Below are 14,150 nucleotides of genomic sequence, written 5' to 3'. Positions count from 1 at the left end.
CGGGCGTCGCGCCGACTTGTGCCCGTGCGCGCTTTGCAGCGAGCCGGGCGTCGATCCAACCTGTTTCGAACGTAGACATCCATGCAATTCCCTGAATCCTGGTTGAGAACCTTTGTCGATCCGCAGCTGACGACCGACGAGCTGTCGCATGCACTGACGATGGCGGGGCTCGAAGTCGAGTCGCTGAGCAAGGCCGCGCCGCCGACGTCGAAGATCGTCGTCGGGCGCGTGCTCGAAGTCGCCAAGCATCCGGATGCGGACAAGCTCAATGTCTGCCAGGTCGACGCCGGCACGGGCGCGACGCTGAACATCGTGTGCGGCGCGCCGAACGTCGCGCCGGGCATCAAGGTGCCGGTCGCGCTGGTCGGCGCCGAGCTGCCGCCGGCGGAAGAAGGCGGCAAACCGTTCGCGATCAAGCTGTCGAAGCTGCGCGGCGTCGAGAGCCAGGGGATGCTGTGCTCGGCGCGCGAGCTGAAGCTGTCGGAAGACCACAGCGGCCTGCTGATCCTGCCGGAGGACACGCCGGTCGGGCAGGACATCCGCGACACGCTGAACCTCGACGACACGATCTTCGAAATCAAGCTGACGCCGAACAAGGCCGACTGCCTGTCGGTGTTCGGCATCGCGCGCGAGACGGCTGCGATCACCGGCGCGCCGCTCACGCAGCCCGACATCCGCCCGGTGCGCGCGGAGCTCGACGAAACGCTGCCGGTGCGCATCGCCGCGCCGGACCTGTGCGGCCGCTTCTCGGGCCGCGTGATCCGCGGCGTGAACGCGCGCGCGAAGACTCCGCAGTGGATGGTCGAGCGCCTCGAGCGCGCGGGCCAGCGCAGCGTGTCGGCGCTCGTCGACATCTCGAACTACGTGATGTTCGAGCTCGGCCGTCCGTCGCACGTGTTCGACCTGGACAAGATCCACGGCGGCATCGAAGTGCGCTGGGGCAAGCGCGGCGAGTCGCTGAAGCTGCTGAACGGCAACACGGTCGAACTCGACGAGACGGTCGGCGTGATCGCCGACGATCACCAGGTCGAGAGCCTCGCGGGCATCATGGGCGGCGACAGCACGGCCGTCACGCTCGACACCACCAACATCTATCTGGAAGCGGCGTTCTGGTGGCCGGACAGCATCCGCGGCCGCGCACGCAAGTACAACTTCTCGACCGACGCGGCGCACCGCTTCGAGCGCGGCGTCGATTACGCGACGACCGTCGAGCACGTCGAGCGCATCACGCAGCTGATCCTCGAGATCTGCGGCGGCAAGGCGGGCCCGGTCGACGACCAGGCGGTCAACCTGCCGCAGCGCGCGCCGGTCACGATGCGCGTGTCGCGCGCGAACCGCATCATCGGCGTGAAGATCGACGCCGACGAGATCGCAAGCATCTTCACGCGCCTCGGCCTGCCGTTCGAGCGCGATGAAGACGTGTTCTCGGTCACGCCGCCGTCGCACCGCTTCGACATCGAGATCGAGGAAGACCTGATCGAGGAAGTGGCGCGCATCTACGGCTTCGAGAAGATTCCGGCGCGCCCGCCGGTCGCGACGAGCGAGATGCGCGCGACCAACGAGACGCAGCGCTCGATTCACGCGATTCGTCACGCGCTGGCGGCGCGCGACTACGCGGAAACGGTGAACTTCAGCTTCGTCGATGCGGAGTGGGAAAGCGATTTCGCCGGTAACGACAACCCGATTCGGCTGCTGAACCCGATCGCGAGCCAGCTGTCGGTGATGCGCACGACGCTGTTCGGCAGCCTGATCGCCGTGCTGCGCCACAACCTGAACCGTCGCGCCGACCGCGTGCGCGTGTTCGAGGCGGGCCGCGTGTTCCTGGCCGACGCGTCGGTCCAGGCCGGCGAACTGGCAGTCGCCGGCTACGCGCAGCCGAAGCGCGTCGGTGCGCTGGCCTACGGCCCGGCGCTCGACGAGCAATGGGGCGTGGCGACCCGCGCGGTCGATTTCTTCGACGTGAAGGGCGATCTCGAGGCGCTGCTCGCGCCGACGTCCGCGCGTTTTGTGAAGGCCGAACATCCGGCCCTCCATCCGGGCCGCAGCGCGCGCATCGAGGTGGACGGCCGCGCGGTCGGCTGGATCGGCGAGCTGCACCCGCGCCTGATGCAGAAGTACGAGCTGCCGCATGCGCCGGTGATGTTCGAGATCGATACCGATGCGCTCGTCGCGCGCGGGCTGCCGGCGCCGTCCGAGGTGTCGAAATTCCCGCCGGTGCGCCGTGACATCGCAGTCGTGGTCGATCAGGCGGTCGAGGTGCAGGCGCTGTTCGACGAAATGAAGAAGGCGCTGGCGGACGACGCCTGCCGATTCGTTCAGAAGGTTGTACTCTTCGACGAATTTCGTGCAAAATCAAATACTTCCGGTGGCCTTGCCGCGCACGAGAAGAGCCTTGCCTTCCGCGTGACGCTGCAGGACACGGCCGGCACGCTACAGGACGAGGTCGTCGACCAGGCGATCCAGACGCTTGTCGAGCGGATGGCTCGTGCAGGCGCGCGCTTGCGCGGCTAAGGAGCGGGTCCTGCCCGGGCGCGATGTCCCCCGGGCGGCCGGTTCCCATCGTGAGATTTGATTTAACGCGCTGTATGGCAGATATGAACGACATGACCTCGAGTGAATTCGAAGCCCTCCTGACGGCGCAACGCAGCGCCCTGAACCGCGACGCTTCCGCGCCGGCGTCCGCGGAGACGCCGACGCTGACGAAGGCGGAGCTGGCGGAGCTGCTGTTCGACAGCGTCGGGCTGAACAAGCGTGAAGCGAAGGACATGGTCGAGGCGTTCTTCGAAGTGATCCGCGACGCGCTCGAGAACGGCGAAAGCGTCAAGCTGTCGGGCTTCGGCAACTTCCAGCTGCGCGACAAGCCGCAGCGTCCCGGCCGCAATCCGAAGACGGGCGAGGCGATTCCGATCGCCGCGCGTCGAGTGGTAACCTTCCACGCCAGCCAGAAGCTGAAGGCGCTGGTCGAGAACGGCGCGGAGTCCAGCCCCGCGCGCTGACGCCCCCGCGCGGCCGCCGCGCACCTTTACCGACGGTTAACTGACGATGACCACGACGGTTGAGAAAGTCGTCTTGCCTCCGATTCCCGCGAAGCGCTACTTCACGATCGGCGAAGTCAGCGAACTATGCGGCGTCAAGCCGCACGTGCTGCGCTACTGGGAACAGGAATTCACGCAGTTGCGGCCGGTGAAGCGGCGCGGCAACCGCCGGTACTACCAGCATCACGAGGTGCTGCTGATCCGGCGGATCCGCGAATTGCTGTACGAGCAGGGATTCACGATCAACGGCGCGCGCAACCGGCTCGATTCGCCGGGCGGCGAGCGGGGCGCGGCTCCGGATGTCGAGCCCGAGGCAGCGGGACCGGACGTGCGTGCGGCGGCGGCGAGCCGGCCCGCGGCGACCGTCGACGTCGCCGCGCTGCGGCAGGCGCTGCTCGACGTGATCGAAGGATTGAAGCGCGGCTGAGCCTCGGTTGCGCATGTCACGCAAAAGCCCGGGTGCAGTTCAGCCCGGGCTTTTTCATGCGCGTCGGACGGGCATGCGTGTCAGCGCGCGGCAAGCGGGTTCCGGCGTCCCATGTCGACGACCAGCGTGCCGTCCGGCAGCATCCGCACCGAGCCTTGCGCGACCTGGTTCCGGTAGCCGTACAGGTCGAAACGCATCGGGCCCGGGTCGGCCGAATTCTGGATCAGCGCGCGCACGTTCAGCTCGAGCACGTTGAACATCTTCATGTCGCCGCCTTCCATCCACATGTAGCTGTGCGCCGGAATCTGCGGACGCGCCGGCGCGGGCGCATCCGTTACCCGCCGGAACGTGAGGCGCAGCCCGTCACGCTCGACGGTGGCCTGCGCGAGCTTGCCGTTCAGCAGCGGCGACGGGAACACCGTGTACTGGTCGAGCACGAGCGTGTCGCCGCGCAGTTCCGCGCCGCGGCGCTGCAATGGCGTCAGCGACGCGAGCTCGATGCCGAGCGATCGCAGCAGCTTCGCCTGCGGAATGCCCAGCACCGATACCTGCGTCGGCGCGAACGCAAGGTGGCGGTCGTCGAGCACCGCGAGCGAGCCCCGCATGTCGGTCGGCAGCCAGACGCCCGGCACGTGGTTCCACAGCTTGATGCCGCCTTGCACGCGCAGGTTCTGGCCGTCCGCGCTCAGTTGCAGGTCGTTCAGCGAGCGCGGCGAGTAGTCGAGCAGGTAGTTGTTGAAGAGCGCCGACATGGCCTTCCACGATTCGACGACCGTCCCGCCGAGGATGCGGATGTCGTACTGGTTCGGGTCGTCGAGATCGACGGGCTCGCCGGGCCGTTTCGCGACGAGCTGTACGTCGAGATCCTCGACATGGAAGCCGATGTCGCCGGACAGGTTGAAGTCGACGTTGCGCAGATGGATCGTCGGATGCCGGTTCGACACGTGCCGCTCGTTGAACGGCGTGTTCGCGGTGCGGCGCAGCGCGACCTTCTGCAGCCCAGGTTGCGCGGCGTCGCCGGACGCGAGCGCATTCGCTTCCCAGTGCTGGCGCAGGTCGCGCAGTGCGCCCTGTTGCGCGGCGAGGAAGCTGTCGTTCAGGCGCGCGGCAGGATTGCCGAGCGGCGCGCCGTTCGAGGCGCCGGCATATGACGGTATCCGGATCGCCATCGCGCCGTTTTCGTCGAAATTGAAGTAGCCCGCCGTCACCTGCTCGCGGTAGTGGTACAGGTCGAACACGAAGTTCTGGCCGGCCTTCGCGCCGTCGACCGGGCCGATCAGGATGTCGGCATTCATCGGCATCGAGCGCATGAACTTCACGTCGCCGCCGCGAATAACCATCGCCTGCTGCGGTGCGCTTGCCGGCATCGCGAAGCCGGCGCGCGAGCCGTCGTCGAGCGTCAGGTCGAGCCCCGCGGGCGTCACGCGCAGCGCCGTGATCTTGATCCGCAGGCGCGGCGGCGGCATCAGCTTGTCGACCGCCATCACGAGATCGTCGCCGGACAGCCGCGCGATCGGCGTGTCGACCTTGAGCAGGTCCGCCATCTTCACGTTGGCGGCGCGCATTACCGGCTGGGCGTCGAGGCCCGACACGCGCACGCCGCTCGGATGGAACACGAGCTGGCTGCCGTCGCGGATCGCGAGCGTGCCGGTGAGCGAGAACGGCACCCAGCCGTCGCGCTGCATTTCGCCTTGCAGGTGGATCACGCCGTCGCCGGCCGACACGACGAGCTTGCGCAGCGGCGCATTGCGATAGCCGAAGATGTAGGTGTTGAAGAGCGCCGTCAGTTTGGCGCTGTCGAGCGTGACGCTGCCCTGGTGCACGGCGATCTCGAAGCTCGTCGGGTCGTCGAACACGATCGGCGCGCCGGCCTGCGTCGGCACAAGCGTCGCCGACAGCTGGTGGATGAAGAAGCCGAGATTGCCGACGATGCGGAAATCGACGTCGCGCAGGAAGGTCATCGCGCTGTTCTGACCGGAGTCGCGCAGCGTGAACGGACGGGGCTGCGCAAGCCGGATCGAGGCAAGCGACGGCACCGTGCGCGCGATCTGCTGCTCGCGAGCGAGCCGATCGGCTTTGGCGCGCTCGATCGTCGTCGATGCGGCGGGTGCGGTGCCGTCGCGCTGCGCGGCGTGCTCCGCGCAACCTGCGCCGAGCAGCGCGATCGCGAGCGCGCCGCAGCCAAGTGCGCGCGAGGTCCGGCGCGATGCGGCGTGAGCCGCGCGTCGCGCACCGGAAATCAATCGGGGTAGTGCCAAAGGCGAGCGATGGCCGCGCCGGACCGCATTCCGCATCGTCTGTCTCCGTGTCTTGTCGTGATCGTTCGCTGCGCGCGCCGGGGCGCGGGGCGTCGATGCAGTGCAGTGTGGCATAGCGCGCTAGAGCGGCGTCACCAAACAAAGGGAGCGGGGAGCGATCGGGCAGGCGGGTGCTGCGACAAAGGATGCGGGGCGGCGCGCGGGCAGGATCAAACGGTCGTTTGCCTGATGGTTGAGCGCGTTCGGGGCGGAAAAGAAAAAACCCGCGTCAGCCTGAACTGACGCGGGTTCTTGTCTGGTCGGGGCGAGAGGATTTGAACCTCCGACCACCTGCACCCCATGCAGGTACGCTACCAGGCTGCGCTACGCCCCGAAAGCACAAAAGTATAACAGACAGTTTGCCAGATTTGAACGGGTCGCATGCATTTTCTGCATGTGCGCTCCGCGAGTCGCGACGCGATGCGGGCAGGGCGGTGCGGCCACGCCCCGATCTGCAAATCCCACGGTCCGCTTTTTGCACAGCGCGCCGCTGCGCCGGTAAAATACACGGTTGATCCACGGAAAGCGCCGTGATTTAGCGGAAGAGGATTCCCAGAACATGACTGATCTTCGTCTTACCATGCGGTTCGCTGCAGTGCTCGCCACCGGCGCGCTCGTTGCCGGTTGCGGTACGTCGTCGCCCACCAAAGTGGATTACAAGAGCGACTCGAAATCGAAGGAGGTGTCGCTCGCAGTGCCGCCCAACATGCTCGAGGAGTCGGCCGATCAGCGCTCGCTGCCGCCGCAGGGCGGCGCCACTTCCCTGTCCGCGCTCCAGCAGGTCCAGCAGGCGGCGCCGCCGACCGACGCCGTCGTGCCGGCCGTGTCGGGCATGCATATCCAGCGTGACGGCACCGAAAGCTGGCTCGTGATCGACGGCAGGAAGCCGGCCGACATCTGGCCGCAGGTCCGCCGCTTCTGGCAGGAGCAGGGCTTCCTGCTGGTCGTCGACCAGCGCGACAAGGGCGTGATGGAAACCGACTGGAACGAAACCCATCCGCAGATCAACGACGGCCTGATCCGCAGCGTGATCTCGAAGGCGATGGGCAATTCGTACGTCACCGCCGAGCGCAACAAGTACCGCACGCGTCTCGACACGGCGCCGAACGGCGGCACCTATGTGTTCATCAGCCAGAAGGGCATGCGCGAGGCGCTGACCGGGCCGAACAACGATTCGAGCAAGTGGGAATCGAAGCCGAACGATCCGGCGCTCGAGACCGAATACCTGAAGCGCCTGATGGCCGTTCTCGCGCAGAACGAGCTGCGCGCGAAGAACGGCGAGCCGCCGATCGCCAACATCAGCGATACGCCGCCGCCGGCGAAGGACAAGAAGGGTGGCGCCGACGCATCGAAGGCGGCCGCGGCTGCCATTGCGGCGCAAAACGTCGCGCGTTCGTCGTCGCAGGGCACCGATGCATCCGACGCGGGCGCGGTGCCGTCCGAGGTCACGCTCGGCGAACCGTACGACCGCTCGTGGCTGCGCGTCGGTCTCGCGCTCGATCGCGCGAACTTCACGGTAGATGATCGCGACCGCGCGAAGGGGCTGTATTTCGTGCGTTACGTCGATCCGAAGGACCTGAGCGCCGCCGAGCAAGGCTTCTGGAGCCAGTTGTTCCACGGCAAGAAGGAAAAGCAGGCGAAGCAGTATCGGGTCAACGTGAAGGCGCTCACGCAGGACCAGACGCGCATCGCAATCGTCGACGATGCGGGCGCGATCGACGCGTCGCCGGCAGCACGCCAGATCATGGGTCTGCTCGTGACCCAGCTGCGCTGATCCTCACCACGTCCTCGCGCGTTCAAAGGCCCGCCTTCTGGCGGGCCTTTGCATTTGCGCGCTCGGAATCCGCCTTCCGCCGCGCCCGTCGCATAGGGGCGCTTCCCCTCGACGTGACGTTACGTAACATCCGCGTGTTACGGGCGACGCAACGTGCGTTGCGCTGGCGGGTTCGAGAAATTTCTCTTTTAAATCAATGCAATGTCAACTTGAATGGCGCTGGCATGGAATCTGCTTTTTATACGGAAATCGTCAAGACAGGGAGGGTGGCGTCAGGTACCGGACATGCGTCGCGAGCGCGTGATACACGGAACCGGCGCTTCCAAATGCCGGCGCAACCAGCGCTGGCGCAACCGATGATGATCCGCGCCGATGCGCGGATCTCGATGGCCCCGTCGCCTATCCTCGTAGGGCGACGGTTTCGCCCGCGCTTCTCACGAAGCGCGGGCAATTTTTTTGGAGCGTCGGTTGCCGCGCATGGCGTGCCGATACGGCGTCGCGCGATTCGCGTATGCTCGGTTTCTTTTGTGAGGCCAAGGAGGCTGGCATGGCGGAAATCGCAGTCGTGGCGCTGATCGTTGCGAAACCCGGTGCGGAGGAGCGGTTGCGAGTCGCGCTCGAAGGCATAGTCGAACCGACCCGCAATGAGCAGGGTGCGCTGCAATACGACCTGCATCGCGATCTGAATGAGCCTGCGCGGTTCGTGTTCGTCGAGCGTTGGGAAAGTGAGGCGGCGCTGGCCGCCCATGCGCGTTCCACGCATATTCTCGCTTATCGCGACGCAGCCGCGGACTGGATCGAGCGCTCGGAGATCCGCGTGCTGTCGAAGATCGCCTGATGGGCGGCAGCGGCCGGGCGGCGCGCCGCCCGGCTGGCGCGTGTCAGTGCGATGCGCTGGGGACGTCGAGGATCAGGATGATGGTCCAGTCGGCGTCGCCGTCGTGATGGTATTGGCGCTCCGCGACGATGAACGGCTGCTGCTTGCCTTGCGGGCCGAGAAAAAGCACGTCGCCTTCCATCGGCAGGCACTCGATCGGCGGCAGTGCGAGGAATGCGTCGGCCGAGCCGCGCGGCATCAGTTGCTTGATCGTGCGAGTGGCGGCTTCGGTCCACTCGATGTCGAGTTGAATGTTGCTCATGCTGTCCTCCGCACCGGGGTGCGTACGGGGTGGAAAAGTTCGGTGCGCGACTGTAGCACAGCGCGCGGACGCCTCAACCAAAAAAGCCGAACCCGGTTGCCCGGATTCGGCTTTTTTGCTTATGCGGTGCCGTGGAACTTACTGGCTGGCAGCGTCGGCCGGAGCGGCCTTCTTGGCGGCCTTCTTTGCAGCCTTGTGATGAGCCTTCTTCGCCTTTTGATGCTCTTCGTGCATCGCCGGCTCGGCTGCCTGCGCGGCTTGCTGCTGCTGCAGGGCCTGTGCGCGCTGCTCGATCTCGGCGATCTTGGCCGGATCGGTGATGGTCTTGATTTCCGTGCTCTCTTGCGCATACGCTGCGCCAGCCAGCGCCGACATCGCAACCAGGATAGCCAGGGACGTCTTCTTCATTGCTTTACCTCCGCTAAGTGGTGATGACCCGAGTGTTGCCGTTCAGTCTGGCGACCGCAATCGAGTGCGTGTCGAGTGTAACAAAAGTGACGGATCAATGCATTGGAACGCGGCTCCGCGCGGGCGCGCGTTGACGTCGCGCAACACGTGCGGCGTATCGTCATGCGCGTGCCATTGTGCGTCGAATGAGTGGCGGCAGGTATCTAGGTGTCCTCAGAACCACCCGAGCCAGCGGTACACGTAGAACTGTGCGATGCCGGCCAGCTCGTGCAGCGCATGCTCCGCGTTGGCCAGATTCTGCCAGCGCGGCAGCCAGCCCTTGCGCGCTTCGCGGCGGTTTGCAAAGACCGGCTGCAGATCGATGCCGAAATGACGGAAATCGAGCAGCGCGCGCCGCATCTGGTATGACGATGTGACGAGAATCCGCGCATCGTCATGCCGTGAGCGTAGTATAGGTGCCGTGAACTTCGCGTTTTCGTAGGTCGTGCGGCTGTTCGCCTCGAGCACCAGGTCGCGGGAATCGACGCCCGCGGCGACGAGGTAGGGTGCGTAGGTCGCGGCCTCGGTAGCGCCGTGATGTTGCGGATCGCCGCCGGATACGATCACGGTGCAGCGTTCGGCGCGCTGCCGGCAGCCGCGGTAGAGTTCGGCGGTCTTGCGGATGCGGGCGAGGGCGTCGGTTCGCGGCTCGACGCGTCCGTCGGTGCGCCGGGTTCCCGAGCCGAGCATGACCAGCGTGGTCTGGCCGTGCATGTCAGGATGTTCGACGGGTGTCACGCCGGCCTGCGACCATGCGATCAGCGGCGCCGCGAGCCAGCCCGTCGCGAGCAGCCAGAAAAGCATGACGGCCGTGAGTGCGATCGTGCGCCGGTGCTTGCGGCACAGCATGAAAGCGGTGAAGAGAAGTACAAATGAATCGAACAGAATCAATTTGATTGGGGTATGGTGTCTTTTTATGGATGGCTGACGATCCGGCCCCGACTCGACGCCAAGCGTCCGGCCTCCTGAACCGGTGGCGGCGCCGGCGGGCGGAGATCCCGCCCGGTGCGCTGCCTGGCATTGTCGCTGCACTTTAAGAAAGAATCGAGATGGCCACGTATTCCAACGAAGCGGTGCTCGACGCGCTGAGGCGGGTGCAGTATCGCCAGGTCCCGTGGGCGCGTCGCCCGGGTGTATTCGAGTATCTTCGGTCGCTCGGGTTGATGGACACGGTCAGGCAGAAGACTGTTGCGCCCGCGCCGGGTTTTCACGCTCCGGTCGACATCGCCGTGCTGACGGACAGCGGCCGCGCCGAATTCGCGCGTCTCGAGCGCGACGAGAGATTGCCTGTCTGGGTCGATCGCCGCATGGACGACTACGCATTGAGCGAAGCCAGCGCTGTCGCGATCCTCGAAAGTCGCCTGTAGCGCGTCCGGTCTGCCGGCGTCGGGACAAAAAAAGCCCGTATCGCGAGGATACGGGCGTACCGGATACTTTTTGCTGTTGCCACGCTGTGCTCATGGCAAAGATGTTGACTCGTTCCATTCCGCCCAGTTCCCGGTCCAGCACATTTTCTTCGTGTCGCGGGTGCCGGTTTACTGACGGCGGGGTGCGTCCTGTTGCGGCAAGCCGACACGTGCGCGCGCATTGCTGGCGATGTCGCCGCGCAGGTCGCCGCGCGGGACCGTCTGCCGGCCGGATTGATCGGCGCCGGGCGGTGCGTGCTGATTGCCCTTGTGTTCCTGTTGCCGGTGGGGTTGCCGGGTGCGGTCGTCGGCGTGCGCTGGCGATGCAAGCACCAGTGAAACGACAATGCCGCATGCAGCGAGCAGTGACATTGGTTTCATGGTGGGCTCCCCCCAAGCCGTCGATGCGGCTCGTTGATATGACGCTAAGGTAAGCGCGGGAGTGCAGGCTTGCTGTAAATATTGGTAAATAGATGTATCGCTGCGCGACAGCGATGCGCGGCGGGCTCCCTCGTGGCGCGGGATGCTCGCCGGAAAGAGAGCGGGCGGCCGAAGCCGCCCGGTGCACTATCCATCCTTTAAGCCATCTTGACCGGCGCGCGCCACGATTCCGGATTGGTCCAGAAGGCGCCGCGCAGCCGGTCGCGGCTCGGCGGTGCGGGCGGCTTGGCCGCGCTTGCGCCGATGCGCCCGCGCAGCGAGATTTGCCGGCCGCTCGTGCCAAGTCGTTTCACGATCTCGGCGAGCGTGCCGTCGGCTTGCCATTCGTCGAAGCGGCGACGGCAGGTCGGCGGCGACGGATAGCGGCCCGGCAGCTTCGACCAGCCTTCACCGGTCGACAGGACCCACAGCACGGCATTCACCACCGAACGGGCTTCCACGCGGGGACGGCCGCGGCGCTCGCTCCGTGCGGGTTCCGAACAAAACAGACCCTCGACCAGCGCCCACTCGTTATCTCTCAAATCGTCGAACAGCATCATGTCCTCACCTCAGCGAAGCAAACTCCGGTGCGCTGCCCTGCGCCGCGCACTCTTCAAGCACTCGGCCATCGAGTGCCGGGTGGGGGCGTCCGGTCGGTCGACGATGGCTTTTCATGCATTCCACCGGTCGAAACCGCGCCCTGTGCGTCAGGTAAAAGCACGAAGCGTGCCACGTAGGAGGTGAACCCTGCGAGAGCCGCTTGGCAGCGAGCTGACGGCTACGTCAGCTAGGGGCGTATAAGACGCCAAAATAACCCGCCAGCAAATCGGGACAATCACCAATCTTGTGCAATTCGCCCGCGCCGCGTGCGTTTGCTTGGTTATTGCACCGCAGCGAAACATGTGCGGCAGGTGCGGGATTGGGGCACTAGAATCGCGCATCGATACCAGAGATTGATGAGGTCAGAACATGAACGTCACGCTGCGCCAGCTTCGCGTGTTCATCGAGGTCGCGCGGCTCAAGAGCTTCAGCCGCGCCGGCGACGAGATCGGGCTCACCCAGTCCGCGGTAAGCCGCTGCGTGCGCGAGCTGGAGGCGGAGCTCGGCCTGAAGCTGATCGACCGCACCACGCGAGACGTGCAGTTGACCGACGTCGGTGGCAACCTGATCGCGAGCGTGTCGCGCCTGCTCGACGATCTCGACGACACGCTGCGCGAGATCCGCGAAATCGGCGAGCAGCGCCGCGGCCGCGTGATCGTCGCGGCGAGCCCGACGATCGCCTGCCGGCTGATGCCCCGTGTCGTGGCGGCCTGCGAGCGGCAGTTCCCGTTCGTCGCGCTCGGCTTGCGCGACGACGTGCAGAGCGACGTGCTGCGCAAGGTGAAGTCCAGCGAGGTCGATTTCGGCGTCGTGATCGGGCCGCTCAGCGTCGCCGACCTCGTCAGCGAGCCGTTGATGACCGATTCGTTCTGTCTGGTCGCGCGCGCCGATCATCCGCTCGCATCGCATGCGGAGGTGCCGTGGACGGCATTGAACGGCGAGCGTCTCGTGCTGCTCGATCATGCCTCGGGCAGCCGGCCCCTGATCGACGCGGCGCTGGCCGCGCATCGGGTGGGCGTGACGGTCGTGCAGGAGCTGGGGCATTCGGCGACGGTGTTCGGGCTCGTCGAGGCGGGCGTCGGCGTGAGCGTGCAGCCCTGGCTGTCGCTGCCGCTGCCGGCCGGCTCGACGCTCGTCGCGCGGCCGCTCACGCCGCGCGCCGAGCGTACCGTCGAGCTGGTGCGGCGTCGCGACCGCTCGCTGTCGCCGGCCGCCCAGGCGATCTGGGAACTCGTGCACCAGATGCCGGCACGGGCCGAGGATCTCGACTGATGGCGCTCGCGCGCCAGCGGCGCTTCGCGGTGGCCGGCGCGACGTCGTGGTGAAACGGGGTCGGACCGTTGTGGCGACGCGCGCAGTCCGTTCGGCTCATCTTTACGCACTCGGCAATTTTGCGTAAGATGGCGTTCAGTCACGCGGTTCCCTCGTTGAATCGTGCTGTTCCGTCCGGTTTGGGCCTGGCTTGAAGTTTGATTCGCCGCCCCCGGTTCGTGCTCCCATCAATATGACCGATCAGAATCGGGCGAGCGCGTCTTCCGTTCCTTTCGTCTGTTTGTTGATCCGGTTCGTTTGACCACAGGGTCTGGCCTAGCTGCATGAATACCCAAGAGGCGAAGATCGTCCTCGAGACTGCTTTGATCTGCGCGCAGGAACCGCTGAAGCTCGGCGATTTGCGCAAGCTCTTTGCCGACAGCGTGTCGGCTGACACGGTCCGCACGTTGCTCGAAGATCTGAAACAGGAATGGTCCGGTCGCGGCGTCGAACTGGTCGCGCTGGCGAGCGGATGGCGCTTTCAGAGCAAGCCGGCGATGCGCGATTTTCTCGATCGCCTGCATCCGGAGAAGCCGCCGAAGTATTCGCGCGCGGTGCTCGAGACGCTGGCGATCATCGCTTACCGGCAGCCGGTCACGCGCGGCGACATCGAGGAAATCCGCGGTGTCACGGTGAACACGCAGGTGGTCAAGCAGCTCGAGGATCGTGGCTGGATCGAGGTGATCGGGCATCGCGATGTGCCGGGGCGTCCGGCGCTGTACGCGACGACCAAGCAGTTCCTCGACGATCTCGGGCTGAAGGCGCTCGACGATCTGCCCGCGCTCGAGGAGCCGGCGGCCAACATCGAGGCCGCGCTGCTCGCGCAGCAGGCGATGGATTTCGAGGACAGCGTTCCGGCCTTGGAAGATGCGGGCAGCGATGCGGTGGCGGATGCGTCCGCTGCGCCTGTCGGCGACGTACCCGACGACGCCTCGACGCAGGAATCGCCCAGCCGCGATACGCTCGAGGCTGACGAAGTGCAGACAGAACAGGCCGGAGCCGAAGCAGCGCCGGCGAGCGTGCGGCCCGTGCCGCTGCACGCGCAGTTGAGCGAGGAAGATCGCAAGCCGGCCGCCGAAGCGGCAGCCGGCGACGGAGCGGAAGCGGTCGAAGGCATGCCCGGCGTGGCCGGTCGTGTCGATGCACCCCGTTCCCGTCCTGCGGACGACGAGATGCTGGACGACACGTCCGACAGTCTCGCGGATGCCGTACGCAGCGCCAGCGCGCCCATCGGCGCGGACGAGCTGCCGGACGACGAAGCAGAACCCGAACAGCGTCGCGCCTGATCGCGGCC

The 14,150-nt window shown here is 66.2% G+C and carries 13 protein-coding genes, 1 tRNA gene and 1 pseudogene; 8 read left to right on the top strand and 7 right to left on the bottom strand.

The annotated features are described in order from the left end of the window. The first annotated feature begins 81 nt into the window (after positions 1-81). The 3 genes from pheT (at position 82) to ABFO07_RS11735 (ending at position 3,462) form a co-directional block, all read left to right on the top strand. The gene (pheT, locus tag ABFO07_RS11745; RefSeq protein ID WP_059988394.1) at positions 82-2,511 is read left to right on the top strand and encodes a phenylalanine--tRNA ligase subunit beta; all 2,430 of its coding nucleotides are present in this window, start codon (positions 82-84) and stop codon (positions 2,509-2,511) included. An 83-nt stretch (positions 2,512-2,594) separates the two neighbouring features. Continuing rightward, positions 2,595-2,996, top strand: coding sequence for an integration host factor subunit alpha (locus tag ABFO07_RS11740; RefSeq protein WP_059560091.1), 402 nt, complete (start codon positions 2,595-2,597; stop codon positions 2,994-2,996). Between the two features lie 46 nt (positions 2,997-3,042). Then, complete coding sequence (locus tag ABFO07_RS11735) at positions 3,043-3,462, top strand: MerR family transcriptional regulator (RefSeq protein WP_059560094.1); 420 nt, start codon at positions 3,043-3,045, stop codon at positions 3,460-3,462. 80 nt (positions 3,463-3,542) lie between these two features. On the opposite strand, the gene ABFO07_RS11730 is transcribed toward ABFO07_RS11735, so the two are convergent. Both ABFO07_RS11730 and ABFO07_RS11725 read right to left on the bottom strand, forming a co-directional pair. After that, positions 3,543-5,756 (bottom strand): hypothetical protein, encoded by a 2,214-nt coding sequence (locus tag ABFO07_RS11730; protein ID WP_347467274.1) that lies wholly within the window; start codon positions 5,754-5,756, stop codon positions 3,543-3,545. Positions 5,757-6,016: 260 nt separating this feature from the next. After that, a tRNA-Pro gene (locus ABFO07_RS11725) sits at positions 6,017-6,093 on the bottom strand. Positions 6,094-6,318: 225 nt separating this feature from the next. Here ABFO07_RS11725 and bamC point away from each other — a divergent pair. Then, positions 6,319-7,533: an outer membrane protein assembly factor BamC gene (gene bamC / locus ABFO07_RS11720; RefSeq protein WP_347467272.1), complete on the top strand. Its 1,215-nt coding sequence runs from the start codon at positions 6,319-6,321 to the stop codon at positions 7,531-7,533. A 547-nt stretch (positions 7,534-8,080) separates the two neighbouring features. Beyond that, positions 8,081-8,371: a putative quinol monooxygenase gene (locus ABFO07_RS11715; protein ID WP_347467270.1), complete on the top strand. Its 291-nt coding sequence runs from the start codon at positions 8,081-8,083 to the stop codon at positions 8,369-8,371. Positions 8,372-8,414: 43 nt separating this feature from the next. Here the strand turns inward: ABFO07_RS11715 and ABFO07_RS11710 are convergent, their stop codons facing one another. From ABFO07_RS11710 to ABFO07_RS11700, 3 genes are all read right to left on the bottom strand, one after another. After that, positions 8,415-8,672, bottom strand: a complete 258-nt coding sequence (locus ABFO07_RS11710; protein WP_059560119.1) for a hypothetical protein — start codon at positions 8,670-8,672, stop codon at positions 8,415-8,417. A 138-nt stretch (positions 8,673-8,810) separates the two neighbouring features. Further along, positions 8,811-9,080 carry a hypothetical protein gene (locus ABFO07_RS11705; protein WP_059560122.1) on the bottom strand — a complete coding sequence of 90 codons (270 nt, stop codon included), beginning with the start codon at positions 9,078-9,080 and terminating at the stop codon, positions 8,811-8,813. A gap of 213 nt (positions 9,081-9,293) precedes the next feature. Continuing rightward, positions 9,294-10,010 carry a YdcF family protein gene (locus ABFO07_RS11700; RefSeq protein WP_059560124.1) on the bottom strand — a complete coding sequence of 239 codons (717 nt, stop codon included), beginning with the start codon at positions 10,008-10,010 and terminating at the stop codon, positions 9,294-9,296. 158 nt (positions 10,011-10,168) lie between these two features. On the opposite strand from ABFO07_RS11700, the gene ABFO07_RS11695 reads away from it, so the two are divergent. Beyond that, the gene (locus tag ABFO07_RS11695) at positions 10,169-10,486 is read left to right on the top strand and encodes a hypothetical protein (RefSeq protein ID WP_059560127.1); all 318 of its coding nucleotides are present in this window, start codon (positions 10,169-10,171) and stop codon (positions 10,484-10,486) included. A 168-nt stretch (positions 10,487-10,654) separates the two neighbouring features. Here ABFO07_RS11695 and ABFO07_RS11690 read toward each other — a convergent pair whose 3' ends face one another. After that, positions 10,655-10,906, bottom strand: coding sequence for a hypothetical protein (locus tag ABFO07_RS11690; RefSeq protein WP_081059893.1), 252 nt, complete (start codon positions 10,904-10,906; stop codon positions 10,655-10,657). Between the two features lie 200 nt (positions 10,907-11,106). Continuing rightward, positions 11,107-11,502, bottom strand: a pseudogene (locus ABFO07_RS11685) (transposase); the annotation flags it as partial. A 412-nt stretch (positions 11,503-11,914) separates the two neighbouring features. Between ABFO07_RS11685 and ABFO07_RS11680 the strand changes: the two are divergent. Both ABFO07_RS11680 and scpB read left to right on the top strand, forming a co-directional pair. Beyond that, positions 11,915-12,817, top strand: a complete 903-nt coding sequence (locus ABFO07_RS11680; RefSeq protein WP_059560134.1) for a LysR family transcriptional regulator — start codon at positions 11,915-11,917, stop codon at positions 12,815-12,817. A 323-nt stretch (positions 12,818-13,140) separates the two neighbouring features. Further along, on the top strand, positions 13,141-14,142 hold the full coding sequence (scpB, locus tag ABFO07_RS11675) for an SMC-Scp complex subunit ScpB (RefSeq protein WP_059890840.1): 1,002 nt from the start codon (positions 13,141-13,143) through the stop codon (positions 14,140-14,142). The last annotated feature ends 8 nt before the right edge of the window (positions 14,143-14,150 follow it).

It is taken from the genome of Burkholderia stagnalis, from assembly GCF_039848545.1.
In the GTDB taxonomy this organism is placed as follows: domain Bacteria; phylum Pseudomonadota; class Gammaproteobacteria; order Burkholderiales; family Burkholderiaceae; genus Burkholderia; species Burkholderia stagnalis.
The sequence above is the reverse complement of the archived record's forward strand: the minus strand, read 5'-3'. Positions and strand labels throughout refer to the sequence as shown.